At 66.4% G+C, this 23,768-nt stretch carries 27 protein-coding genes; 17 read left to right on the forward strand and 10 right to left on the reverse strand.

What is annotated here, in order from left to right; genetic code table 11:
• Positions 1–288: 288 nt before the first annotated feature.
• Positions 289–621 carry a hypothetical protein gene (locus tag IDT60_RS21895; protein ID WP_191082108.1) on the reverse strand — a complete coding sequence of 111 codons (333 nt, stop codon included), beginning with the start codon at positions 619–621 and terminating at the stop codon, positions 289–291.
• Positions 622–718: 97 nt separating this feature from the next.
• Here IDT60_RS21895 and IDT60_RS21900 point away from each other — a divergent pair, with 97 nt between their 5' ends.
• Both IDT60_RS21900 and IDT60_RS21905 read left to right on the forward strand, forming a co-directional pair.
• The gene (locus tag IDT60_RS21900; protein ID WP_191082109.1) at positions 719–898 is read left to right on the forward strand and encodes a hypothetical protein; all 180 of its coding nucleotides are present in this window, start codon (positions 719–721) and stop codon (positions 896–898) included.
• A 153-nt stretch (positions 899–1,051) separates the two neighbouring features.
• Entirely contained in the window at positions 1,052–1,393 is a 342-nt protein-coding gene (locus tag IDT60_RS21905) for a hypothetical protein (RefSeq protein ID WP_191082110.1), read from the forward strand.
• Positions 1,394–1,502: 109 nt separating this feature from the next.
• Here IDT60_RS21905 and IDT60_RS21910 read toward each other — a convergent pair whose 3' ends face one another.
• The gene (locus IDT60_RS21910; RefSeq protein ID WP_223884030.1) at positions 1,503–2,789 is read right to left on the reverse strand and encodes an AAA family ATPase; all 1,287 of its coding nucleotides are present in this window, start codon (positions 2,787–2,789) and stop codon (positions 1,503–1,505) included.
• A gap of 438 nt (positions 2,790–3,227) precedes the next feature.
• Between IDT60_RS21910 and IDT60_RS21915 the strand changes: the two genes are divergently transcribed.
• From IDT60_RS21915 to IDT60_RS21930, 4 genes are all read left to right on the forward strand, one after another.
• Positions 3,228–4,334, forward strand: coding sequence for a hypothetical protein (locus tag IDT60_RS21915; protein WP_191082112.1), 1,107 nt, complete (start codon positions 3,228–3,230; stop codon positions 4,332–4,334).
• Positions 4,335–4,444: 110 nt separating this feature from the next.
• Entirely contained in the window at positions 4,445–5,785 is a 1,341-nt protein-coding gene (locus IDT60_RS21920) for a VWA-like domain-containing protein (RefSeq protein WP_223884031.1), read from the forward strand.
• Entirely contained in the window at positions 5,782–6,543 is a 762-nt protein-coding gene (locus IDT60_RS21925; protein WP_191082114.1) for a hypothetical protein, read from the forward strand. Before IDT60_RS21920 ends, IDT60_RS21925 begins: the two co-directional genes overlap by 4 nt.
• Complete coding sequence (locus tag IDT60_RS21930; RefSeq protein WP_191082115.1) at positions 6,540–7,463, forward strand: RNase H family protein; 924 nt, start codon at positions 6,540–6,542, stop codon at positions 7,461–7,463. The genes IDT60_RS21925 and IDT60_RS21930 overlap by 4 nt, the downstream gene beginning before the upstream one ends.
• Positions 7,464–7,469: 6 nt before the next feature.
• Here IDT60_RS21930 and IDT60_RS21935 read toward each other — a convergent pair whose 3' ends face one another.
• Positions 7,470–8,117: a hypothetical protein gene (locus IDT60_RS21935; RefSeq protein ID WP_191082116.1), complete on the reverse strand. Its 648-nt coding sequence runs from the start codon at positions 8,115–8,117 to the stop codon at positions 7,470–7,472.
• A gap of 157 nt (positions 8,118–8,274) precedes the next feature.
• On the opposite strand from IDT60_RS21935, the gene IDT60_RS21940 reads away from it, so the two are divergent.
• The gene (locus IDT60_RS21940; RefSeq protein ID WP_191082117.1) at positions 8,275–9,402 is read left to right on the forward strand and encodes an AAA family ATPase; all 1,128 of its coding nucleotides are present in this window, start codon (positions 8,275–8,277) and stop codon (positions 9,400–9,402) included.
• 63 nt (positions 9,403–9,465) lie between these two features.
• On the opposite strand, the gene IDT60_RS21945 is transcribed toward IDT60_RS21940, so the two are convergent.
• Entirely contained in the window at positions 9,466–9,996 is a 531-nt protein-coding gene (locus tag IDT60_RS21945; protein WP_223884032.1) for a hypothetical protein, read from the reverse strand.
• Positions 9,997–10,000: 4 nt separating this feature from the next.
• Positions 10,001–10,462 (reverse strand): hypothetical protein, encoded by a 462-nt coding sequence (locus IDT60_RS21950; protein ID WP_191082118.1) that lies wholly within the window; start codon positions 10,460–10,462, stop codon positions 10,001–10,003.
• A 106-nt stretch (positions 10,463–10,568) separates the two neighbouring features.
• Here IDT60_RS21950 and IDT60_RS21955 point away from each other — a divergent pair, with 106 nt between their 5' ends.
• The 3 genes from IDT60_RS21955 (at position 10,569) to IDT60_RS21965 (ending at position 13,594) form a co-directional block, all read left to right on the forward strand.
• The gene (locus IDT60_RS21955) at positions 10,569–12,104 is read left to right on the forward strand and encodes a hypothetical protein (protein WP_191082119.1); all 1,536 of its coding nucleotides are present in this window, start codon (positions 10,569–10,571) and stop codon (positions 12,102–12,104) included.
• Between the two features lie 139 nt (positions 12,105–12,243).
• Positions 12,244–13,023, forward strand: a complete 780-nt coding sequence (locus tag IDT60_RS21960; RefSeq protein ID WP_191082120.1) for a hypothetical protein — start codon at positions 12,244–12,246, stop codon at positions 13,021–13,023.
• Positions 13,024–13,066: 43 nt separating this feature from the next.
• A complete protein-coding gene (locus IDT60_RS21965; RefSeq protein ID WP_191082121.1) occupies positions 13,067–13,594 on the forward strand; it encodes a hypothetical protein in 528 nt (175 codons plus the stop codon).
• A 62-nt stretch (positions 13,595–13,656) separates the two neighbouring features.
• Here IDT60_RS21965 and IDT60_RS21970 read toward each other — a convergent pair whose 3' ends face one another.
• Both IDT60_RS21970 and IDT60_RS21975 read right to left on the reverse strand, forming a co-directional pair.
• Complete coding sequence (locus IDT60_RS21970) at positions 13,657–14,451, reverse strand: hypothetical protein (RefSeq protein ID WP_191082122.1); 795 nt, start codon at positions 14,449–14,451, stop codon at positions 13,657–13,659.
• A 1-nt stretch (position 14,452) separates the two neighbouring features.
• On the reverse strand, positions 14,453–15,358 hold the full coding sequence (locus IDT60_RS21975; RefSeq protein ID WP_191082123.1) for a hypothetical protein: 906 nt from the start codon (positions 15,356–15,358) through the stop codon (positions 14,453–14,455).
• Between the two features lie 156 nt (positions 15,359–15,514).
• Here IDT60_RS21975 and IDT60_RS21980 point away from each other — a divergent pair, with 156 nt between their 5' ends.
• The 3 genes from IDT60_RS21980 to IDT60_RS21990 all read left to right on the forward strand — a co-directional run bounded on the left by IDT60_RS21980 (position 15,515) and on the right by IDT60_RS21990 (position 16,592).
• Positions 15,515–15,730 (forward strand): hypothetical protein, encoded by a 216-nt coding sequence (locus tag IDT60_RS21980; RefSeq protein ID WP_191082124.1) that lies wholly within the window; start codon positions 15,515–15,517, stop codon positions 15,728–15,730.
• Between the two features lie 36 nt (positions 15,731–15,766).
• Positions 15,767–16,270 carry a hypothetical protein gene (locus IDT60_RS21985; RefSeq protein ID WP_191082125.1) on the forward strand — a complete coding sequence of 168 codons (504 nt, stop codon included), beginning with the start codon at positions 15,767–15,769 and terminating at the stop codon, positions 16,268–16,270.
• A 133-nt stretch (positions 16,271–16,403) separates the two neighbouring features.
• Positions 16,404–16,592, forward strand: coding sequence for a hypothetical protein (locus tag IDT60_RS21990; RefSeq protein ID WP_191082126.1), 189 nt, complete (start codon positions 16,404–16,406; stop codon positions 16,590–16,592).
• Between the two features lie 73 nt (positions 16,593–16,665).
• On the opposite strand, the gene IDT60_RS21995 is transcribed toward IDT60_RS21990, so the two are convergent.
• Genes IDT60_RS21995 through IDT60_RS22005 form a run of 3 tightly spaced genes read right to left on the reverse strand, consistent with a single transcriptional unit; the run spans position 16,666 to position 20,246 of the window.
• Positions 16,666–17,337, reverse strand: coding sequence for an A24 family peptidase (locus IDT60_RS21995; RefSeq protein WP_191082127.1), 672 nt, complete (start codon positions 17,335–17,337; stop codon positions 16,666–16,668).
• Positions 17,334–18,518, reverse strand: coding sequence for a type IV pilus twitching motility protein PilT (locus tag IDT60_RS22000; protein WP_223884033.1), 1,185 nt, complete (start codon positions 18,516–18,518; stop codon positions 17,334–17,336). Before IDT60_RS22000 ends, IDT60_RS21995 begins: the two co-directional genes overlap by 4 nt.
• A gap of 12 nt (positions 18,519–18,530) precedes the next feature.
• Positions 18,531–20,246, reverse strand: a complete 1,716-nt coding sequence (locus IDT60_RS22005; RefSeq protein WP_223884034.1) for a GspE/PulE family protein — start codon at positions 20,244–20,246, stop codon at positions 18,531–18,533.
• A gap of 141 nt (positions 20,247–20,387) precedes the next feature.
• On the opposite strand from IDT60_RS22005, the gene pilM reads away from it, so the two are divergent.
• The 4 genes from pilM to IDT60_RS22025 all read left to right on the forward strand — a co-directional run bounded on the left by pilM (position 20,388) and on the right by IDT60_RS22025 (position 23,751).
• Complete coding sequence (gene pilM, locus IDT60_RS22010; RefSeq protein WP_191082128.1) at positions 20,388–21,446, forward strand: pilus assembly protein PilM; 1,059 nt, start codon at positions 20,388–20,390, stop codon at positions 21,444–21,446.
• Positions 21,446–22,366: a hypothetical protein gene (locus tag IDT60_RS22015; RefSeq protein WP_191082129.1), complete on the forward strand. Its 921-nt coding sequence runs from the start codon at positions 21,446–21,448 to the stop codon at positions 22,364–22,366. The genes pilM and IDT60_RS22015 overlap by 1 nt, the downstream gene beginning before the upstream one ends.
• Complete coding sequence (locus IDT60_RS22020; protein ID WP_191082130.1) at positions 22,363–23,019, forward strand: hypothetical protein; 657 nt, start codon at positions 22,363–22,365, stop codon at positions 23,017–23,019. The genes IDT60_RS22015 and IDT60_RS22020 overlap by 4 nt, the downstream gene beginning before the upstream one ends.
• Before the next feature lie 141 nt (positions 23,020–23,160).
• On the forward strand, positions 23,161–23,751 hold the full coding sequence (locus IDT60_RS22025) for a hypothetical protein (protein ID WP_191082131.1): 591 nt from the start codon (positions 23,161–23,163) through the stop codon (positions 23,749–23,751).
• Positions 23,752–23,768: the final 17 nt, after the last annotated feature.

Raw genomic sequence — 23,768 nt, forward strand, 5'->3', positions numbered from 1 at the left:
TGATCCTCCTCGCTGACGCTGATGCTGCTAACAGGCTGGGGACGCTGCGGGTGCGGCTGTGACAGCATTGCCGCGGCTGCGCCCTCCCGGCTGGTATGTCTGCGGAACACACATGGCCGGGAAGAGAGCGGGCCGGCGCCCGATCCTTTCAACTCCTCCTGAAGTATGTTTCAAATCCTGTCACACGCTTCATAATAAGTGACTTCCCCGCAGCTGCCCCATCTAAACGCATTCCCGGCGCGTAACCGTCAGGCATTTCACCTGATATGGGCCCACTCTGATGACAAGCTACGCGGGATGCTCGACACTTCCGTCATCGTCCGGCTCCGGAGTCCGGCTACAGACCACACGGCCGCCTTCCGGGGATGCGGCGATCTCGAACGTCTCCAGCCCCGTGCCGCCGTCTTCCCTCCGGGCCTGCAACCGCCAGATCTCCACGTCGATCCGGGCGCCGCCGCCCAATGCAGGCATCCGCAGATCCGTCTCCCACCAGGACCGCCGTTCAAACCATCGGACAGCGTCCGGCGCCACCAGCCAGGTCCGGCCGTCCAGGACGAAGGACACCGGAGCGCCGTCGTCGTCCAGGGTGAACGATTCGACCTTCATCCCGGGCTGCTCCATGGTGTCCGATGCTACCCCGGGCTTCGAGCGAACCGGTGGTAGAAGAAATTCCCTCCAACAGTGCACCTTTTGTGGTGGCGCCGCACACATTGGTGCCATGAGCACCCGACAAATCCTCCAGCTGACCATCCTCGCCGCAGCCCTTGTCCTGGGTTTCGTTCCCGACACCTTCAACGGACTGTCCGTCCTGGCCATCCTGCTGGCCGGCTCCGCGCTCCTGCTGCAGCCCGGCGTGTTCGCCAACCGCCGGCGCCACGTCCTCTACCTCGTCAAGTAGCGCGCGGCCCCGGGTTAAACACCGCGGGGACCAACCATCGTCCACAGCAAAGGCCCCGCCACGGCGGGGCCTTTCGTGTCCATGCCGCCGTCCGGGTTCCCGTGAGTACGATTTGACCACCAGAATCATCACAGGGGGACAACCATGGGGTTTATGCGCAAGACGCTCAGCATCACCTTCGCCGGCGGGCTGGTCGGATACAGGTCAAAGGCCGAAAAGGCCCAGCGGGACGTCCGGCGGGCAGCAACAGCGGCCGAGCAGCAGAATGAACTGATCGCTGAGCAGAACGGGCTGATCCAGGACCAGACGGCTGCCATCATTCAGCAGCAGCAGACACTGATCGAGCAGCAGGCAGAGGCCTTGCGCCTCCAGGATGAACAGCTGCGGACCCAGCACGGGGGCAATGCCGCACCGGCGCCGCTCAGCCCCCAGGCCCAGCTGGTGGAAAGGGCACGGCAGGCGGCAAACCGGTCGCACGGCGATTTTATGCGGTAGCAGGACAATCAGTAACGGGCGCAGCCGACAGCGGTCCGGACCTGACCGGCACGACAAAGGCCCCGCCATCGGGCAGGGCCTGTCGTGTCCCGGGTTGCCCCGGGACGGATTACTGGGCGGTCAGCGCGTAGCGGACCTTACGCCCCAGCGCGGCTTCCTCCGGGTCGATGTCCGGGTCCAGCAGCGCCAGTTCCCAGCCGCCGTCCGTGATCCATGTGAGGTGGCTCATGTGACGGCTCGCCATCACGCACAGCCGGCCCGGGGAGAGCTGGTGGGCGGTCGCTGACGTGACGCCGGTGAACGGGTCAAGGGCTACAACCGCATGCCACTGTCCGCCCTGCAGGGAGTCGGCAGTGCCGACCGTGATAGTTTCGGCCTTCAGTGACTTCAGGACAGCGCGGACTCCCGATGCCTGGGCGTTGTGGGCAACGACGACACAGATGTCGGCGGTGCCCAGCGTCCGGCGCTTCAGGGTGCCGTCCCGGTCAGTTTCGACCAGGCCCACGCCGATCAGGCTGTGGGCGTAGTTGGCAACGGTTTCCAGGGTCTCCAGCGCGTCCGGCTTGGCCTGCGCCGGGATGGTCATGGGGACGATTTCGGAGACACGGTCGCCGTTCTCGTCGGTCAGGTAACGGTCAGGGCGTGAGGACGTGAACGGGAACTTGTACAGCGGGCCGATCGCGTCCACCGTTTCCTGGCCGAGCCGGTACGTGGTGCCCATGGAGTGGATCTCCGCGTCCTCGAACCGGGCGAAGCCTTCGGGTGCGCGCATCTGTGGGGTCATTTCCTTGCCCTTGAACAGGGACACGTCGTGGGTGACGACCGGGCCGATCTGGCCGGGGTCACCGACCATCAGCACCTGCTGGGCCTGGTCCGCGGCGGAGGCTGCGGCGGCGAAGGTGACCTGGTAGGCCTCGTCGATGATCATCAGGTCGCATTCTTTGACCTTGGCCAGCTCGAGCGACTTGACCGTGCGGACCACCGGCAGGTTCTTGTCGGCGTTCCATGAGTCGTGCGCGGCGACCCCGGCCGGGGGATCGGTCTTGCTGATCGCGAGGATGATCTGCGGGCGGCCGTCCTTGTCCGGGCCCATTTCCTGGGCGATGCGGGAGGCGAGGTCGATGGCGCCGTTCTTCGTCGGGCAGGCGATGTAGATCTTCAGGTCCGAGCGCTCGTGCAGGATCGCGACGATCTCGGTCACCAGCGTGGACTTGCCCGCGCCGGGAGGGGAATCAACGATGGTCACCGGCGCACCGGACCACACGCTGTGCAGTGCCTTGGCGAGCACGGAACCGATGACAAGGTTCCGGCCCTCGGGCACCACCACCTCGGGGGCGGGGATGCTGGAAGTGACGGGTTCAATGCCCAGGTCGGCGAGGTCTAGTCCGAAGCTCATGGCCCTCATGTGTACGGCCATCCGGGCAGCCCTCACCGGCCTTGCACTGCCCAAAACAGGGTTTTTCGGCCCGTTGAGGGCGTATTCAGGGGTTTATGACCAACCTGACCGACCAGTGACCGACCCAATGACCACCCCTGCTTCCCAGTGCTGGCGCGGAATTTGGGCAATGGGCGACCAAACCGACCAGCGGGAGGTATGCCTATAGGAGAGAAGGTGAGTAACGGGGAAGAACGAGGGTCCCTATATGTAGTAGTAGTTAACTGATCGGTTTGATCGGTCATATATATATAAAGGGCCCTCCTTCCCAGTGCTGGCGCGGATTTTTATGGGCGACCAGGTGGTCGCCATCTGGTCGCCATGGTCGCCATTTGATCGGTCACAGGGAATCCGCCGGCCATGGTGAGCCTGCGCCCCGGCGCCGTACACATAGTGGGTATGACAGCCATCGCCATTGCCCCCGCCTCTTCGAAGGAAATGCTCACCGCGTACCGCCGCGAACAACGGATGACATCCACCGACAACGGATCGCCCTGCGACCGCTCCGGCTTCCCCGGCCTTTCCCTCACCCCTGACGGGATGATCTACCGGCGCGGCACGAGCCTCCTCTACCAGCCGCTGAACGACAAGGCCCGCGACCTGGACCACGTCCTGCTGACCGAGCTGCTGACCCACGACGAAAAGATCACCGCCATCGCCGACAAGGGCACGTTCGAGGCTCTGCAGACCGTCGCCGCAACCGAGCCCGAGGACCAGTACGGCTCCATCGCCAAGCGCCTCAAAGTCCTCAACAGCCTCCCGGCGTCCGTGCGCATGCCCATCCTCACCGATGCCCTGGCCTACCGGTACTGGCTGCCCGACGGAAAGGACGAGGCAAGCTTCGCGGACTGGGCTGCCGCCTTCAACGCCACCGGCCCCACCGCGTCCCTCTCGATGCGCCGCCTCATCGATCTCGCCGTCGACGGCGTGAAGTACAGCGGGCTGAAGTTCGACAACACGGTGTCGGCACTCCGCAGGGCCGAAGCCCGGCTGATGGAGCAGTGCGTCTGGAGCAACATTTCCTCCGACGTCCAGGTGTTCGGCATGCTGGAGAGCTACTCGAACAAGATCAACGCCCTGCGCACCATCGACCCGGGCCTGCTGGAGCTGCACGTTCTGGACGGCCGGGTCTGCAAGGTGAAGCCGATGAACAACACCCACCGCGACTTCTCCGCTTCCGTGTCCCAGCCGTTCAAGCTCAAGGAAAACAAGCCCCTGCGCATGACGGACGGGTACGGCCTGGCCGAGACGACCATGACCGAGCTGCGCTTCGGTGCCGGTGAAATGCACGCGGTGTTCGACCAGCCTTCCGGCACCGGTCAGGGCCAGGCCATGGTCATGAGCGCCAAGCAGGGCACCCGGGCCCTCTATGTGGCTGAGGGCACCTTCGATATGCCCGCATCCCGCCCCGTGAACCGGCGCTGGCTCTCCGGCACCAAGGTTGAACGGGTCGCTGACCGCACCGTTCCGCTGGACGTGATCCTCGCGGGCGCCCCGGTCGAATAGAAGCCTCTCCGCCCTCCCGCCACGGCTGTCACCAGGTGGGAGGGCGGAGCTGTGTCCGGGCCCTGTCCGGTGCGGTGACGGTTCCCCGGCGGGCCGTACACATGAGGACCATGACGACCACGAAGCCCACCGCTGAACAGAACCTGCACTTCATGGCCTGGCGTGCCACGGCCCTGCAGATGATGCCGTACATGTCCGACGTGATCTTCGCCTTCCGTCCCGTCGCGTGTGACGACGTGGACACCTTCGCGGTGGACCCCGGACTCCGGCTCTACATCAACTTCGAGAACACCATCCCCAAGGGTGCCCGCTTCAACGGCGAGGCCATCCTGCACGAATGCGGCCACGTCTTCGGTGAACACAGCAAGCTGGCCGAACTCGCCGGGGTCAAGGACGAAGAACGTGACGCCTGGAACCTCGCGGGCGACTTTGCGATCAACGACGACCTGCGCGACGCCGGATGCAGCCTGCTCGCCGCCCACGGCGTCTTTGCCGCCCAGATCGGCCAGCCCGACTACCAGACCCCGATGCACTACATGGACGTCCTGCGGAAGCTGATGAAGAACGCCAAGCCCAAGCCCCAGCAGGGCCAGGGCCAGCCCTCCGACAAGCCGGGGCAGCCCGGCGACGGCAGCGGCGGCAAGCCGACCCCGGAGAAGGGCTGCGGTTCCGGCGCCGGTGGCAAGAAGGGCGGCTATGAGCTGCCCGAACACGCCATGGGCGGGGATGCCAGCGCAGCGTCCCAGGCCGAGAAAGAACTGATCCGCATTTCCACCGCCTCCAACATCCGGAAGCACCAGGAACAGCACGGCATCGGCTCGGTGCCGGGCGGTCTGGCGCAGATCGTCGCCGAGATTGAGGAAGAGTCCACCACCCCGTGGGAGCGCCAGCTCGGCTCCTTCCTGCGCCGCGCCGTGGCGATCACCGCCGGGAACTTCGACCTGTCCTACCTGCGCCGGAACCGCCGCCGCCTCAACGAGGAGCTGTGCGACCGCAGCGGCCGGATCGTCGGCCGTGTGGTGGCTCCCGGCTACATCAAGCCGATCCCCTCGGTCCACTTCTACCGCGACACGTCCGGGTCAGTCAGCGACCACGACCTCGCCGTTGCCACCAACGAAGTCGAGGGCATTTCCAAGCGCCTGGGCATCAAGGGCACCGACCTGATGGTCACCGACGTGGACGTGACCGTGTACGAGTCCAAGAAGTTCACCGGCAAGGCCTCCGTAAAGGAAATCTCGGGCCGTGGCGGTACGGACATGCGCAACGCCATCACCAACTCCTGCGAGGCAAAGAAGCGCCCGTCGGTGATCGTGATCGCCACGGACGGCGAAACGCCCTGGCCTGACGAGCGCCCGCTCGTCCCGGTCGTGGTCCTGCTGATCAACGGCTCCAAGTGGGCCAAGGACGCCATCCCCGAATGGGCACACGTGGTCGAGGTGAACACCAAGTGAGCGACAAACTCGCCATCTTCCACGGCTACCGACTGCCCGAAGGGACGGACCTGATCGGCCTGGCCGAAACCCTGCGGACGGTGTTCCTGCCCATCCGGGACACCTTGGAAATCAAGGACATCGCCACCCAGGCCTCGCGCATCCTGAGCGCCGCGGACGTGGCCGGAACCGACCGGCCCGCCGCGGTGATCTTCGACGCCGTCCAGGCCCATTCCGAGCACGTCGCCCAGATTCTCGCCGGCCAGCACGACTGCGCCCTGCCGGTGGCCAGCGCCGCCGTTTCCGACGACCCGGCGACCGGCCGGCTGTACCTGCTGCTGCACGCCCGGCACGCCGAGTACAGCCGCGCCATGGATGACCACGGCATCGCCGAATACTTCCCGTACTGGGACGAGGACGAGGACCTTCCGGCCCGGCCGCTCGGCATCAGCGAAGCGGACTGGACCGAACGCCGCGCCGCCTGGGAACGAGTCCTGCGCGGTGCGCACCCCGCCCACCCGTCCGGAATGTTCCAGATCGCCTTCGGCAGCCCCATGCCGGACATGGACGTGGTCACCCGCACGGAGGAAGTCCTGGCAGCCCTGCCCACCCTCGACGACCGGGTCCGCGCAGCCTTCGAGCGGCTCGCCTCCGAGCAGGAGTTCGAGTCACTGGAGGAGCACTTTGCTTTCGCCGCCTCCGTGCCGGACCACCTGGACCGCTTCCGCGCGGCGATGAAACCGATCGGCATCGAAGACCTGGCCGGGGGAGCGTCATGAGCGCCGTTCCGGTCCCGATGGCCCCTGCCCACCGGTTCATCCCGGCCGTGCAGTCCGTCACCGAGCGCCTTGGCGTTACCGTGGCCGTGGACCGCCAGCCGAACCTGTGCCGCTGGGCGGTGCACACCACCGACACCGCAGGACGGGACATCATGGTCACCGGCCCGAGCCGGGGCGACGCCGCCAACCCCTCCAACCGGGAGCTGGCAGCCCAGATCACCACCGCCGTCGATTCCCTCGGTGTCGAGGTCGGCCAGGTCTTCACCTCCGACTGGCCCACGGCGACCCTGCTGCGCGCAAAGACCGCACTCCCGGTCACCGACCTGTCCGCCCCGCCGGCGTCCCTGGTCAAGGCACGCAACGGCATCGCAGCCGTCGAACGCCGGGCCGTCTCCGGACTGGTCCTAGCCTGTGACGCCTCCCGCGGCAAGGGCCGCTCCATCAACGGGTGCGGCTGGGTCTTGGCCTATGCCAACGGGGCAGACCCTGTCGTGGGCGCGTACACCACGGTGTCCGAGCACGGCGGCATCCGGGCCGGGGAGCTGGCAGCCATCCGCCGTGGCCTTCAGGCAACCCTGAACCTGCACCCGGTCCTGCGCGACGGCACCGGCTCCCTGACGGTCCTGTCGGACTCCAAGTCCGCCCTGGACCTGCTGGCCCGCGTCACGGCCGACGAGGACGTCTCCGGCGAGGATGGCGACTCGGTGCAGGAATGCCGGCGCATCCTGGGTTCGGCACGCGGCGCGGACATCCGCTTCGAGTGGGTCCGCGGCCACGACGGGCACCCGCTGAACGAGATCGCCGACCGGCTGGCCGTCCTGGCCCGACGGAACCGCGAAATGGGAGTCGATGACATCACCGGCCACCGGATGCTCGCCGGCGTCCGGGAGGACGCAAAGGTCATCTGCGCGGCACTCTAAGCGCCATCAGTACGGGTGGACCCGCCCGCCGAATCCGAACAGGTTCCTCGGCTTCTTGTACCCGTAAAGCGCGGGGAGGTCGACGACTATGCCCGGCCCGGCGGTTCTGGGTTTGTGCGTTTTGACTTTGACGTCCACGTCCCGAAGTGGGCTGTGGACAGATACACGGGGAGTGGCGCCCTGGACAAATAGCGCACAACCCCATTCGGCCTTGCTCGGGATCCGGGCCGGTCCAATGTCGATACTTGATACGCCCGGTTCGGGTGGCGGAATGAAGGGGACCCCGAAGAAAGAAACCGCTCCTGTGGCTTTCGTCTTCTTCCCACCCAGGTTCAATATCAGCGGCCGGCCTCCGTAGGCTTCATCGGAAATGTCGCGCAGGCCACGGTTGCGGATGCGCACCTGAACTACAAAGGACGCTGGTCCGTCGTGATTGCTCTCCACCTCGGTCACATATTCGGGATGTTCATCGTCGCCGGAGTCAATCCGTACCAACCGCGCCCTTCCCACTATCTGGACGTTCCGCACGTCGATCTCTAGGCGTCCTCGGTGTGAGCCGTACCGTCGCGCTGCCCATATGCCAGCGGCACTTCCGCCCGCGGTCAAAGCTGCGCCAACGACGATGCCAATGACGGTGAGAATTTCCGCGTCCATGCGCCTATCTTGGATGCCGAGCCGGCAATTGTCTTCACATCCTTCCGAAATCAGGGGCACAAGTTTCTGTGCCGGTGGTGAGAGGGTTCCGGCGCTCCGCACACATGAGGTTCAGACAGGGGCAACCGCCCCACCGAACCTCGTAGGAGAAAACACCATGACCGATTCACTGAACACCCCGTTTATGCGAGCACTTGCCGCCGGTATCGCCGCGAACGTCCCCGTCCTGCTCTGGGGCGGCCCGGGTGAGACCAAGACTGCCTTCATCGAAAACTCCGCTGCAGCCTGGGGCCGCGAATGCCGGACCATCGTCGGTTCCACCCGCGAGGCCCCCGACTTCCTGGGTGTCATGGTCCAGGAGGACTCCGGCGACATTGCCTACTCCTCGTTCAAGTGGGTCCGCGAATTGAACGAAGCGGCCTCCGGCCTGCTGTTCCTGGACGAGTTCAACACTGCCTCCCCGTCCACGATGAAGGGCATGCTCCGCGTCATGCAGGAGCGCTACGTCGGTGACGTGAAGATCAAGGACTCCGTCTCCATCGTCGCTGCGGCCAACCCCACCGAAATCGCGGTGGACGCCTACGACCTTCCGGCTCCGATGGCCAACCGCATCATGCACCTCGACTGGGTGTTCCCCGAGGATTTCTGGCTGGAAAACGTCGCCACCGACTTCAAGCACGCTGTCTACCCGCGCCTGTCCGCCCTGCTGACCGGCGACGCTGTGGACCGTCGCGCAAACATCGCCGGTGCCGTGGTGGCTTACCTGAAGCACGCCGTCGGCCAGCTCAAGCCGGGCGCACCGAAGGACGCCACCAAGGCTGGCGCAGCATGGGCCTCACCGCGTGCCTGGACCAACGTGATCGCCGTCCTGTCCCAGCTCCGCGCTGACGACACGGAAGCCGCCCTGCTGGTCGTCAAGGGCCTCGTAGGCGACTCCGCCGCCGTCAAGTTCATCACCTGGCTCCAGGCCGCTGACCTCTACAACCCCGCCGAGGTCATTGCCGACCCGACCATCGTCGAATGGGACACCATCCGCCCGGACCGCCTGTTCGCCCTCGTCCAGTCCCTCGGCACGCTGGGCACCAGCAACCCCGACCTGTGGTCGGGCGCGGCGATGGCCCTGACCTACTGCGCCGAAGCAGGTCGCCCCGACTTCGCCACCCCGAGCGCTCAGAAGCTGATGAACGCCATCCCGGCCAAGAAGAAGATGCCGCGCGAGTTCCAGCTGGCCTTCGCTGAACTGTTCGAAAACACCCACCACTCCATTTCCGCAGCCGCCGCGTAGCGGAACCGACAGGGCCCGGCCCGTCCCCGTAGAGGGGGCGTGCCGGGCCTTTTCTGTCTCTTCTCACGCCATCGGTCTGCCGACCCAGGCCAGGTGCGTCTCTGCCGTGGTGAGCCCGTCACGGCGGCGTCCACGCAGGATCCCGACCCGGGTCCTGCCCTCCACCACCTGCAGGCCCTCACCGGGCGGGTCGAGCAGGGACCGGTGAATCAGCACCGGCGGCACCGACCAGGTACCCCGGGTCTCCCAGTCGGCGGCCACGGCCGGCTTGTACCGGGACTTGGCGGCCAGCCAGTGCCGGTGCTGGCCGGCGAACTCGTCGATGAGCCCGGCCTCGCTGGCCCCGGTGGGCATGGTGTCGAAATCAGGGCACAGCACGTCCTCCAGATCCCAGGTGACCCGGTCGAGCGAAACGCTGCCGTAGTCGTCCCGGAGTTCGTCACGGTCCCCGAACTCCCACAGCCACTGCCGGAGAACCTCTGCCGGCCATCCGAGGACTGCGATCTCCGGGCGTGCCAGGAACGCGGTGAACTCACGCTCATCCCTGACGTGGCGGTCAGGGTCCAGCACCAGGTCGCCCAGGCGGGTGACCACGGGCCTACTTGGCGGCAACCGGCCCGTCGCCTTCCACGAGCCGCAGCTTGGGTTTCAGGCCCGGCCACGGGTACAGGGACTGTGCCCGCTTGAAGGAGACACCGCCGTCGGGCAATTCGATGAACTCCGAGCCCTCATGGGTGCCGGCGGCGTGGGCCACCGCCGCCAGCACAAGGTTCACCAGGTCCCGGTCCAGGCCGGACACGACGTCCCCGAGGGTGACAAGGCTGTCCCCGGAGAGAGACGCCACCAGGAGCAGGAACCGCTTCTCCCCGCCGGACAGGCCGCCGATGTGGGACGGGATGGACTCGAAATCGATCCAGGGGTCGCCATCCTCGTTGGTCTGCATCCATTCGTACCCGGTGCCGGCGAACCGGCCGTTGAAAGCCCGGATCAGCAGCTCGGTGGCCGCCTCCTGCGGGTAGGAGCCTTTCGCCCAGGCGCGCAGCGCGTCGAACCGGTCCATGCTCTGTCCTTCCAGCGGCGGGTGCTTGTGGACAGTGTATGTGCCCGCTCTGACTCTGGCACCAGTTCCGCTGTCACACTTTGGGCTGCGCCGCACACAAGGGGGCATGAGCACCTCTACCCAGCCCCGTCAGCCCCAGGGTATCCCCACCGGCGGCGAGTACGCCGCGTTCGCGCATGGAGAGCCTGGCTTCCAACTCAAGTTCGCCAAGGACCGCCAGTCCATGGCCGAGCGCCGTGAACTGCTCCGCAGTGCAGGGTTCATCCCTGCCACCACGCTGCAGGCTTCGGCGCACCCGTCCACCACGGAGCACCGCGAAGACTGGTGGGACCGGAACCTGGTCGCGGCCGAATACCGCTCCACCGGCACGAAGACCTACCCGCAGATGCCGGACGACTACACGCCGGCGAAGACGTTCGGCCAGGCCATGTCCGGGCTGCGCCGCACGCACCGGATGAAGTACGAGAACGGCGACATCAGCGTCCGCATGCCCTCGGCGACGGCCGTCAAGCGCTACTCGGCCGAGAACGGGAACCCGACCTTCGACGTGCCGGTGTCCGTCTCCATCAAGGGCGCCGCCCCGGTCCAGGGCTGGGTGCGGGTCACCAAGACCGGACCGTCCTCCTGGGAGGCCACCGCACAGGGCGGCTCCGGCGCCAACGCGGACATGCTCTCCGAAGCGGTCGCGGCCACCCTGGAATCCCGCCGGCCCTCCATCGCCCTGAAGCGGATCCCGGACCTGCTCGAGGCCCACCGCCAGCGCGAGGAAGCCAAGGGCGATCCGCTGGAGCCGATCCGGTCCTCTTTCATCGACGCCATCGGCTACGACGAGTCCACCGGCACCATGGCCACCAAGATCGGTGAGAAGGTCTACGGCCACCGGGTCTCCAAGGACTTCTTCGAGCTGGTGAAGAACGCCGAGCGCCCCGGGTCGATCTTCAACAAGTTCATCAAGGGCAACCCCGGCGCCGGCGTGCAGAAATGCCCGCGCTGCGCCCGGTTCTTCACCCCGGACAAGGCCCACACGTGCCCCACCGCCCACAAGGAAGAGTCCGGGCTGAACCAGGACTACACCGAACGGGCCCGCAAGCGCGCCGAAAGGGTCGCCGCCTCCCGCTCCCACGGGGTGGATCCTGCGCTGGCTAAGAACGCCGTCCAGCCGCCTGCCCCGATCAACACCGCACCCGGTGCCGGCGCCCAGCCGGTCCCTACGAAGAAGACGGGCCTGCCCGGACGCCAGGCCGCCGTCGCCTTCAGCGGCCTCGGTGCCACCCCGGCCACGCCACGGCACCTGGCCACCCCGATCCGTGACCGCGCCAGCTTCTACCAGGAGCTCCAGTCGCTGAAGGCCAGCGGGCGCGCCCAGGGCTTCGACGTCCTGAGCAACGGGGTCGAGTCCCGGGCCGAGGCCAGCTGCTCCACCGCCGCCTACAACGCGCACGTGGCAGTGAAAACCGATGGAACCCTGCAGCGGTTCCTGAACGGCCAGCCGGTGCCGGAGTACACCGCCGAGCAGCGCAAGGCCCAGGAGATGGAAGCTTGGGCGGCCCGCAACGCACTCGGGATGGCACGGATCACTGACGCCGAGGAGTTCCTGCGCTCCCGGCGCGCAGCGGCAGCCGCGGCAGCGCCCACCAAGTAACCGGACGGAAGGGGAGGGGCTTCGGCCGCCTCCCCTTTCCTGTCCCATCATGCGCCGAAACTGCCCGCCGTCGGGTCCGCGGACGCATAGAAAACACCGACAGACACCACCGTCAGCCACCCCCTGAACAAAGGCACCCATGACACACATCATCGGCCTGAACGGCGTCGCCCGTTCCGGAAAAGACACCGCCGCCCTGCACCTGGTCGCCTCCCACGGCTACACCCGCTACGCCCTCGCCGACCCGCTTAAGGAGCAGACCTACGAGCTCGACGCCCGCGTCAACGGCACACTGTCGCTGAGCATGCTCCTCGGTGACCTTGGCGGGGACTGGGACAGCGTCCTCAGCCACCGCGTCTACGGACCCGAAGTGGCCCGCCTGCTGCGCCTCTACCGCGACTACATCGCCACCGAGGAGTTCCGCCGGCCCGGCCTGACCGACGAGGAAATCCGCCGCGACGTCGCCACCCTGGACCCGATGCTGGACGGTGACGTGACCTTCCGGACCCTGCTCGACCACCTGGACGGCGACTGGGACAAAGCCAAGGACCACCGCCTGTACGGCTTCGAGGTCCGCCGCTACCTGCAGATCTACGGCACCGAAGTCTGCCGCCGTCGCTTCGGCGACAACGCCTGGGTCGACCACCTGGCACGCCGCATCCAGGAGGACGGCACCGAGCTCGTCGCCGTCTCCGATGTGCGGTTCAACAACGAAGCCGCATGGGTCACCTCCCAGGGCGGTATCGTGGTCTCGATCGACCGCCCCGGGGTCGGCGCCGTCAACGGCCACGTCTCCGAAATGGGCATCGATAAGAAGTATGTGAGCGCCACCGTCCGCAACGACGGAACCCGCGCCCAGCTCGCCGAACGCATCACCGACGTGCTGAAAGTGACACCCGTGCTGCTCCAGGCGGCATAGAAACCCCTGACAGTACGACTTTTTCGAAGAAAGAAGATTCACCATGGCCACGCTCACCATCAACGGCGACCTGCCCCAGACCATCGAAGAACTTCCCGCTGAAGTAGCGGACTTCCCGTTCGCCATCTCCTTCAACGACTCGACGGTCTTCGCCAGCACCCGCACGGAGCTCACCGCACAGCTCATCGAGGGCTACGCGGAGATCCCCGAGGGCGAGGCCGGGAACGAGAAAGCCCTCCTGGTGCGCTACCGGTCAGCGGTGGACATCGCCAACACCACCCAGGGTCTGGTCGCCGGCCAGGCGTCCGAGTCCGGCCAGTTCGACCCGGCCACCGAGACCGAAGACACCCTGACGGCCCTGTTCACCGACAAGGACCAGAAGATCGATGAGATCGCCGAGTGGACCCACAAGGTTCCGCTGGTCCTGGTGGCCTCCGGCTACGCCCCGTACAACTCCACGCCGCGCCCCACGGGCAACGTGCTGTGGCTGGATCCGTACACGGAGACGACCTACCTGGAGTCCCTGGCCGAGATTGGCCTGATCGAGCTGCTGGTCCGCGAGGACGTCTAAGCACCTCACGCAAAAGCCCCGGCTGGACGGCTCGTCCGGCCGGGGCTTTTTGCTGCCCTGCCTTAGCTGCGGCCGGCCATCAGGCCGCGGCGGACGAGCCGTTTGCGGACCGTCTCCCAGTCCTGGCCTACGGCGGCCGCCAGCGCTTCCCGGCTGGCGCCGCGCAGGTACCAGCGGCCCAGCAGGACCCCGTCCTCGTCGTTGCCGCGCATCAGGGCAGCGTCGGATGCCGCGATCTCCACCGCGGGCACGGCGGGGCGCTTCGCGCGGTGCAGGACTTCACGCGGGTCCTCCCTGGCCGCCGGGTAGGCAGGGCGGGGCCGCGCAATGTCCTCGTGCCGGGCAGCGAACCGGGACACGGCACGAGGATGCAGACCGATGGCCGGGCCGATCGTGTAGTTGTCCCAGCCGACCTCGCGTGCGGCCTGCAGGCCGGCGAAGAAGTCGGCGACTTCGGGTCGAAGACCTGCCTCGGTGCGCTCTCCGGTGTCCGGGCCGTCGGTGGCCTCCAGCCTGGCTTTCAGGTCCCTGGCGACCTTGGCCGGCAGGGCCGCGGTGGGGATCACATCCAGCGCACGTTTCGACTGAGGGCGGGGAATCCGGAACCCTGCTGTTTTGGCACCTTTGACCGGTTCCCTGGCTGCCCGCTTCCGGACGGCCTCATGGGTGATGTCCAGCGCGTCCCCGAGCTGACGCCAGCTCCAGCCGGCGGCGTTGAAGGCGCGCAGGGCGTTCTCGTACCGCCCGGCCGCTTTCTCGCTGATGGCGGCGGCAGCCTGCAGCTCGGCAAGGCGCCGGGCGGCGTCATCAGGCAGCTGCTCGCGGACCATGGTGTCTCCTGTGCTGGTGACCGCCATCCTAGGCCCCGCCCTGCACTGCTGCCAGCTTCTGCTGCACGGAGCCGTCCAGCTGGGTGGGTGTGTAGACGGGCAGCGACGACCAGCCCTGGCCGTAGCCATGCCGCACGGCACGCACCTGGGCGCTTCCCCGGGCGTACCCGCAGGCGTCATCCAGGTCGGTCCAGGGCACGCCGCGGTTTCTGGCGGCGATGATCAGGTCACTGAGTTCCTCCGAGGCCTCACGGGCGGCCAGGGCATCCTGCAGTTCCTTGACCTCTTCAGCCGACGGTGCAGGACCCAGGCGCCGGCCGACACGCTTGGTGGCCTTCTTCGCGGCCTCGGCCAGCCGGAGCATCTCCGCCTTCTCCTCCGCGGACAGTGACGGCCGCTCCCGCCGCTTGCTTGGCTTGGGTTTTGGCGATTTGGCGTACGGGGTGAAGCAGGGGATGGACACCCCGTCGGAGGACAGGTGCATCTCGGCGATCTGGCGCATCCGTTCCCCGGTGAGCCCGACGATCGCGCCCAGGCGCGGGTTGGACCAGCCGGCGGCATTCGCGGCCCGCACGGCGCCGGCGAAGGTACGCTCGGTGAGGATCCGGCGCAGGTTCACTTCGTCCTCGTAGCGCCGGTACGCGGCCACGGCCTTGGCCGGGAACTCTGTTCCCGTGGCGAACGGGTCGACCTTGATCCGGGGCACGTCCTGCAGCAGGGCAAGCCGGGCGACCTTCTCGCGGTTGATGCCCAGCCCCTCGGCAATGGACCGTCGGGACCATCCCGCATCCAGGGCGGAAACGACGACCACGGCCAGCTTCCGGAGGGTGCGCTCATCCTGGGGGTCGGTGGCGGAGCGGAAGGCCGCGTAGGCAGCCTTGAATGCTGCCTGTTCCCTGGCGGGCATGGTGTCGGTCGCGGGTATCTCGGCCATGGTGTCCCTCTGTGTCACTCCCGGGCACAGTTGCCCATCCATTTACCGTACGTGCGGGGTGTCAATTGCAGCAAGCGGACCCGTCCACTGATAGCGTAGGGAATCATCTCATTGGAGCAAGTGAGATTTTCCAATCTTGCAGCTAGTGTCGAAGGTATGCCCCAGAAATCCACCCCTCCGGCTATGCCCGCCGGCCTGCCTTCGGCAATGACCGCCGTCGAGCTTGGTCTGATGAGCATCCCCGGCTTCGCCCGTCTGCGCGGGGACCGGCGCGAGACTGCTGCCCGCGACATCCTGCAGCGCCTGGCAGACGCGGGCTATCTTGCCGGCGTCCCCGAGCTGGCAGCGACCGAAGCCGCCGCAGCGGCCTGACCCGGAACGAGACCCATGATCCCGCAATCTGTACCGATGGCCCCTCTGGTCATTGCCATGACCGCACTCTTCGGCGTGTTCGCCTGGGTCGCCGTGATGGTCGCCCTGGGCGCCGCCAAGGGCAAGCTGAACGGCGAATGGGTGCTGTGGACGTTCGGCACGCCGCGCACCGTCGCCATTCCTGTCACGGATCCTGCGGCTGAACCCGGCGACTTTGAAGGCAGCACGATCCAGGATTCGCGGCAGCTGAAGGTCACCTGGAAGGCGCTGGGCTTCACCCTCGCAGGCTTCTCCGCCGCCCTGGCCGCCGTCTGTGCCCTGATCGCCGGAGGCGCGCTCACCACCTACCCGAACAACTACGAACGCAGCGTCTGGTCCGCCCTGTCCAGCCAGTACGGAGTATCTCCGGTCATCACCGACCAGGGGTTCGAGCCGGGCATTTCGTTCCCCGCCATGGTCGACGGCAAGCAGGTCGCCTGCTCCGCCACACCGCCCTCCACCGTGATTTGCGACGGCGAACTGCTGCAGTCACAGAAATAGGCCGCAACAGATCCAAAAATGGCCGGTTTCACTTGTTGTATTTTTCTCTATCACGCTACGCTAAGTAGGAAGGTTGACCCGGCCGGGTCTCCTCTCTGCGTCACCGTTCACCCACCTACCCCTGGAGCACCACATGCTGAGCAACCTGCAGTACCGTCTCGCCCGTGAAATCGACGAAATGCCCACCTGGAAGCGGATCGCTTACTCCGTCGGACTCGTCGGCGCTATCGTCATCGCCGTGCTGCTGCTGAGCGGCACCTGGGAGCCCTTCGCCGTATCGACCGGCGTTGTGGATGTCGAAGCAGCCAAGACCGACAAGTAGCCACCAGGCCGCCTGCCAGACAGCAAGACCCCGCACCCTTGCCGGTGCGGGGTCTTTTGCGTTGCTGCGGCAGTCAGCCCATCCAGGCTGTGGTGATGCCCGGGAACGCCAGGATGATGATCGTCCCGGCGGCCAGGAACGGCCCGAACGGGACAGCGGTCTTGGTCCCGGCGCCCAGCAGCATGAGGGGCAGCGCCACGATGGCGCCCAGGACCATCGGCAGGATCAGCGCACCCAGGGCAGCCGCGGGCCAGCCGTAGAGGCCCAGCATGAACCCGAGGACCGGGATGAGCTTGACGTCCCCGTCGCCGAATCCGCCGGTGACGAAGGTAATCACCCAGAGGAGCACGAAGCATCCCGCACCGCACGCCAGGGCGGTGCCTGCCTGGCCCCAGCTGAATTCCCCGCCGGCGGCGCCCAGGAAGCCCACGACCGGGATCAGGCCGAGCAGCGGCAGGACAATGACGTCGGGCAGCAGCATGGTCTTCAGGTCGATCACGGAGAGGACGACGAGCACCGCGGCGAGCAGGCCCGAGGACACGGCCGTAACCGGCCCGACGGAGGCACCGGAGACACCGACGAACACCGCCGCCGCCAGGGCCAGGACGGCCGTGACAGCCGCAACGGCAGGGCGGCGCAGCCAGGCTACCCAGTCGTCGTCAGCTTCGGCGTAGATGCCGGCGACGCCGGCCTCGGCCAGGGCGTTGGCGTCCTCGGCGGACAGTTCAGGTGCGGGGTAGCTCATCGACGGCCTGCTTCCAGTTGTTCTTTCAGGGATCCGGACCGGATCTCGACCTTTTCAGCGACCGACCTCATGACCTTGCCGTCCAGGACCAGGTTGGCCAGGGACACCTCGAACGGGATCGAGCCGGTGTCCTTGGAGTTGAGCTGGCCGGCGATGCCTTCGAGCTCGTTCATTCGGATCATGTTGGCGATGGCGGAGTTCATGATGAGGACCTCGGTGGCGGCGACACGGCCCTGGCCGCCCACAGCGGGCAGCAGACGCTGGTAGACGACGGCGCGCAGGGTGCGGGAGAGCTGGGCCCGGACCTCGTTGACACGGCCGACCGGGGTTCCGTCCAGGATGCGGGTGGGGGCGTCCGCGGTGGATTCGGCGTGCAGGGTGGAGAAGACCAGGTGGCCCGAGGATGCGGCGGACAGCGCCGCGGAGACGGTCTCAGGGTCGCGCATTTCACCGACCAGGATCATGTCGGGAGCTTCACGCATCGCGTCCTGGACACCGATGGCGAAGGATTCGACGTCCCGGCCGGGGCCGACCTCGCGCTGGGTGATCAGGCACTTGTCGTCGGTGTGCCGGTATTCGATGGGCTCTTCGATCGTGACGATCTTGTGCGAGTCCTCGCCGTTCTTCTTCTTCACCAGCCCTGCCTGGAGGGAGGACTTGCCCGAGCCGGTGACGCCGACGAAGAGGACCAGCCCGGAGGTGAACTGGGAGAAGGATCCGATGATGTCCGGAACCTTGAGGTCTTCCAGGTCCGGGACCCTGTTGTTGATCGTACGGAAGACCCCATAGGGAACCCCGTGGGAGACGCCGAAGTGGGCACGGAACCGGGACTTGGGGTTCTGGTAGCCGAAGTCGAGCCGGCGGGTGCGGACGAACTTGTCCCACTCCGCGTCACTGACCATGTCCCGCAGCAGGTTCGCCACAGTCTTCCAGTCCAGGATCTTCGCGGACATCGGCAGCGTCTGGCCAAACAGCGATGACCACGGGGCCTTGTCGGCGTACAGGTGCAGGTCGGATGCGCCGGTGTCCACAACCCGGTCCAGCAGGACGTCGATCGCCTTGGGAGTGTAGTTCTCCAGGCTCTCCGGCGGAGCAAACAGGGCAATCTCTTCAGCCCGGCGGATCACCGCTTGCTGCTCTGGTGACAGGGACTCCAGGGTCTCGGGCATGGTCATGGTCATGGTGGTGTTCTCCTAGTCGATGACGATGTGTCGGCGCAGTTCGGTAAGGCTGGTCAGCCCGGCTTTGACTTTCAGGACGCCGTCTTCCTGCAGCGTGGACATCCCTGCCTCGCGGGCTGCGGCGGTGATCCTGGGCAGCGTGGCGCCTTCGAGGATCAGGTTCCGGACGTCGCGGTTGAAAACCATCAGCTCGTGGATCGGCAGACGCCCGGAGTAGCTGAGCCCGCCGCACTGCCGGCACCCGTTCTGCGAGGGGCCAAACCAGACGCTGCGCCCTGTCTCCGGATCGGTGGCGGCCAGGTCCTCACTGGTAAGCCGGAAGTCCATGATCTGGTCGCTGGTCGGCGGGGCCTGGACTTTGCAGTGCTGGCACAGCATGCGGGGCAGACGCTGGGCGCAGACGGCCCGCATGGTGTCGGCCAGGATCGAGTTCTTGATCCCGAGCTCCTGAAGACGGATCAGGGATCCGGGGGCGTCGTTGGTGTGCAGCGTGGTCAGCACCAGGTGGCCGGTCTGGGCGGCCTTCATGGTTTCCTGGGCCACAGCTTCCTGGTTGATTTCACCCATCATCAGAACCTTGCCGGCCGAACGCAGCACCGTCGGCATGGCCGCGTCCCATTCCAGTCCACGGCCGGGCCGGACCGGGACCTGGGTCATGCCCCATGGCAGCCGGACTTCCACCGGGTCTTCCAGGGAGATCATCTTCTTGCCCATGGCCCGCAGCTCCAGCACAGAGCCCATCAGCAGCGAGGTCTTGCCGGAGCCCATCGGCCCGACGCACATGACCACCCCGTTGGGCTGGTGGATGGCCCGCTGCCAGGCTTCGCCGATGCCGGGGGAGAAGTGGACGGTGGAGAGCTCGCGGATCTTGTCGGAGGCGACACGCATCGTGATCGATTCGCCCCAGATTGAGGGCAGCACGGCGACGCGGAGGTCGTAGTAGCGGTTCTGGCTCTCAAAGAAGTGCCGGATCGCGCCGTTCTGCGGGAACAGGGTGCTCGACTGCATCTCGGCGCGTGTCTTGATGAGCGCGGCAATTCTGGCGGCCAGTTCGAGCTTGGGCTTCTGCCGCTGCCGGTGCTCGACGCCGTCGATCTCATACCGGATGTCCAGGCCTGTGGAGCCCGGCTCGAGGTGGATGTCGGAGGCTCCGGCGGCGATCCCGCCTTCGATAATGGTGTTGAGCAGGTCAACGATCTCGCCTTCGTCGGCGCCGACGGTGGTGCTGATGGCCAGCCGGCGCTGCTCGGACGCGAGGGCCTCGGTGGCCTTGGCGCCCTTCTTCGCCATCTCCACATCGATCGAGTAGTAGTGGGTGACCGCCTTCTGAAGCTCGTCCTTGGGCGTGTAGACGAAATTAACCGTGTGGCCGGTGATCCCGTGGAGTTTCGCGCGGGCGGTGATGTCACTGGGATTGACGGTGGCGACGGTGAGCACGTTGTCTTCGAGCCGGAGCGGCAGGACGAGCATGTCGCGGCCGGTGGGCGGATCGATCAGGTCGATGAGTTCCGGGGCGATTCCGTGGACGTCGTCCAAGGGAGCGAAGGTCCAGCCGCGGCCGTAGGCCAGTGCCTCGTGGCCCTGCCGGACGCTGATTGCGCCCTTGGCAACGAGCACACTCAGGACCGGCTTGCCCTCCCGCACAGCGATCTCCTCAAACTGGAGGTATTCCTCCATGGAGATGGCACCCTGGGCGGTCAGATGGCCGGCGAGGCGGGAGCTGGACACGTACAAGTTCCTGACGGTTGGCGGGGGTCATACAGGTTCTGACATGCGTAGATCTTTCTGTGACGGCCGCCGCGGCGAGGTCTACGCATGTTCGACGCCGAGCCTCCCCTTCACCGTCCAAAAGGAAGCAGGAACACCGCAGTGGCAGAAAAAGTCCTCGGCATCGACTTCGGTGCCACCGGCATCAAGATCGCCGAAGTGCAGACCGTCAAAGACACCGTGACGGTCCTGCGGCAGTTGTTCATGCCTCTTGAGACCGGGCTGGTGCACCGGGGCCTGATCGAGCCCGAAGATGTGGCCCGGATCGCCAACGAGCTGAAGATGTTCCTGTCATCCCGGAAGGTCGCCACCCGCGACGTCATCATGGGCGTCGGCGCAGTCGACGAGGTGTACGTGAACCGGACGGTGACCAACTGGCATGACCAGAAGGACTTCCACACGGCCATGGGCTTCGAGCTCACCGTCAACCCCGATCTGCTGCCGGGCGCCCGGGAAGGGGTTCTGCTCGACGCCGTCGTGTTCGGCGAGCTGGAGGATGACGAGGGCCGCCGGAAACTGGACACCCTCCTGATCGGGGTGGCCCCGGACGTCGTCAACACCCAGCTCCAGGTCATCCAGAAAGCGGGCCTGCGGATTGCAGGGTCGGACCTGACTGCCTTCGGTCTGCTGCGCGCCATCGCCCTGCCGGCCCGTCCCGCCGGACAGCTGGACCTGCTGGTGGACATCGGCCACGAGGTCGTCACCGCCATCATCCACGAGGGCGGGCGACCCTACGCCGTGGCCCTGCAAAAAGGCGCCGGCGGATCGGACGCGGACGCTGTCGTCGAGATGGCCATCCAGTACGACGACCCGGAGAAGATCCACGAGGCCAAGACCACCCCGTCCGGGGACCCGGTCATCCACAAGGCACTTCAGGACTACGCCTTCAAGGTCTTTACCGCGATCCAGGAAGCCATCATCAGCTACGAGGTGGCCCGGCCCGACAGCGGAGCGAAGATCCAGGGCATCACCCTCACCGGAGGCGGAGCGCTGCTGCGGACCCTGCCCAAAACCCTGCAGAACTCTTTCCGGGTCCCGGTCGAAATCGGCGTCCTGGATGAGTCGATCGCGGGCGAAGACCTTCAGCGGTACACCCCGAACGGAAAATCAAACGCCTGCTGCGCTGCGGCGGTAGGACTGGCAATGGGAGCAACTGTCTAATGACACTCACAACCGAACGCCCCGGCAAGGAACCCCGGCCGCGCAAGGAGCCGAAAGCGCCCAGGGAACCTAAAGTGAAGGCACCCCGGCCGCCGAAGGAGCCCAAGCCCGCCAAGGAGAAGGCACCCAAGCAGCCGAAGGCCCCGCGGGAACACGGGCCGAAGGAAGTCGCCTGGCCGTCACCGGTCCGGCCCTCGGCCATGCTGCTGCCGCCCAAGGTCGCCGGCCGCCGGCTGCACCAGCGCGCGGTAAAGAACTCACTGATCGCCGGTGTGGCCGCCCTGGCAGTGATGGGCCTCATCTACATTCCGGTCAACGCGACCGCCACGGTGGCCCAGGACAAGCTGGACGCCCAGCATGCCGAGGTGGCCGAGCACAAGGAGTACCTCGCCTCCACGGAGTCGGTGCAGAAGTACTTCGACGGCTTCATCATCCGCCGGCAGGCCGTTGCTGACGCCCTGGTCAAGGACGTGGCGTACTCCTCCGTACTGAAGGCCATGAACGACGCCAACAAGTTCGGCATCACCCTCACCGAGGTCCACGCGACGAAGTCGGTCAAGCCTGCTTCCGGCCAGCCGTTCGCGGCCTCAAAGGCGGTCGGATACCTGGAGGTGGGAGGCTCGGCCCGCGACGAACAGGCAGTCTCCCAGTACATCGGTGCACTGGCCGAGGACACCACAGTTCTGACCGACCCGTACCTGACCCAGTCCGGTGATGCGCGCGGCGGAACGACCTTCAAGATGACCATCGGTTACACCGACAAGGCGATGTCCTTCAAGGGTGAGTCGTTCCGGCCCAGCGACGAGGAGATTGCGACCCTCGACCCCGCCACGCTGAACGCCGGGGCTGCAGCCGGCACCGCGGCAGCCGCCGCGGGAAGCACCCAGTCCGACACCAACGTCAAGGATGTCCTCAAGTGAAAGCCTCCAAACTCCCCTACATCCTGACCACCATCGGGATCATCCTCGCGGCCCTGCTGGTGTACTCCTTCGTCTATACGCCGAGGATCAACGCCGCCAAGGCGCTGGACCTGGAACGCCAGACGGTCGCAGAGGAAGACGCCGCCCTGGAGCGGCGTGCCGACCTCGTTGCGGCGAAGCTCAAGGACCTTCCCGCTCTCGGGGAGAGGGTGGCCGAATTCAACCAGGCCGTCCCCACCGCCCCGGAACAAAGGGAGCTGCTGGCAGCCGTTCTTGAGGCAGGCGCGTCCTCGGGGGTGCAAGTCACAGGCATCAACCCGGCCGCCCCGACACCGGCGGAGGACCCCGGCGCGACAGCAGCACCGGCAACGGAACCGGTCGACCCGGCGAAGGCCGGACCGCTCTACCAGGCGGGCCTGACCATCAATGCCACCGGCGATCCGCAGAACCTCCTGGTCTTCATGCAGAAGGTGGAGTCGCTCAAGCGGCCCTTCACAGCCACGGAAGTGTCCATCGCCAAGGCTGACAAGGAGGGCAGCAACCTGACCCTGACCGGCAACTCGTTCATGGCCTCCCCGCTGCCTGACCCCCAGGCGCCGTCGGAAGCTGCCGCCGGTGACGCCGAGGCAGGTTCGGAGGGAAACAAGGGATAAAGCCGGTCGATCTGTCAAGACCCTGCGCGTAACAAAACGTCATAAAGCGCACCGGCGTTACACGTAGACTTGCGTGGTGTCAACTCTGTCGCGTACTTTGACGATCAGGAACCACTACCACAAAGATCGAAGGATTGACACATGAACACCAAGATTTTCCGCTCCCTGGGCGCCGCTGCACTGATCGCCTCCATCCTGCTTGGCTCCTCGGCCTGCAGCTCGAGCCAGAACACGCCGGCGGCTGAGCCGACGGCTACAGCGACGGTGGCATCCGAAGATGCCAGCAACGCTGCGGTGGCCACGGCCATCAAGGATTTCTTCGCCACGGCAACATCGGAGGAGATCGGTGCTGCCTTCCCGGACAAGGCCTCGGAGGAGACCTTCAAGCCGGTCCTGGACAAGATCGACATTGACGCCCCGGCCGCACCGCTGAAGAAGGCAGTGACCGACCTGGCCCTGCTGAAGGTGTCCGACCCCAAGGCTGAGCTGGCGGTCACGGTGGATGATTCTGCTGTCTCGATCGACGGCACGAGCGCGTCTGTTCCGGCTTCGGCTGTTTCCATCACCTCCGGCGGTACCAAGGTGGCCAACAGTGATGAGCTTGCTGCTGAGATCAACCAGCTCGTCTACCGTGACGGATCCTGGCTGATTACGTTCCCGCAGGCTCCGGCTGCATCCCCGTCGGCTTCCGATACTGCATCCGCGACTCCGTCGCCGTCTGCTTCAAACTAGCCATCGGGGGTTCCTCT

The sequence above is a fragment of the Pseudarthrobacter sp. BIM B-2242 genome, from assembly GCF_014764445.1.
Lineage (GTDB): Bacteria > Actinomycetota > Actinomycetes > Actinomycetales > Micrococcaceae > Arthrobacter > Arthrobacter luteus_A.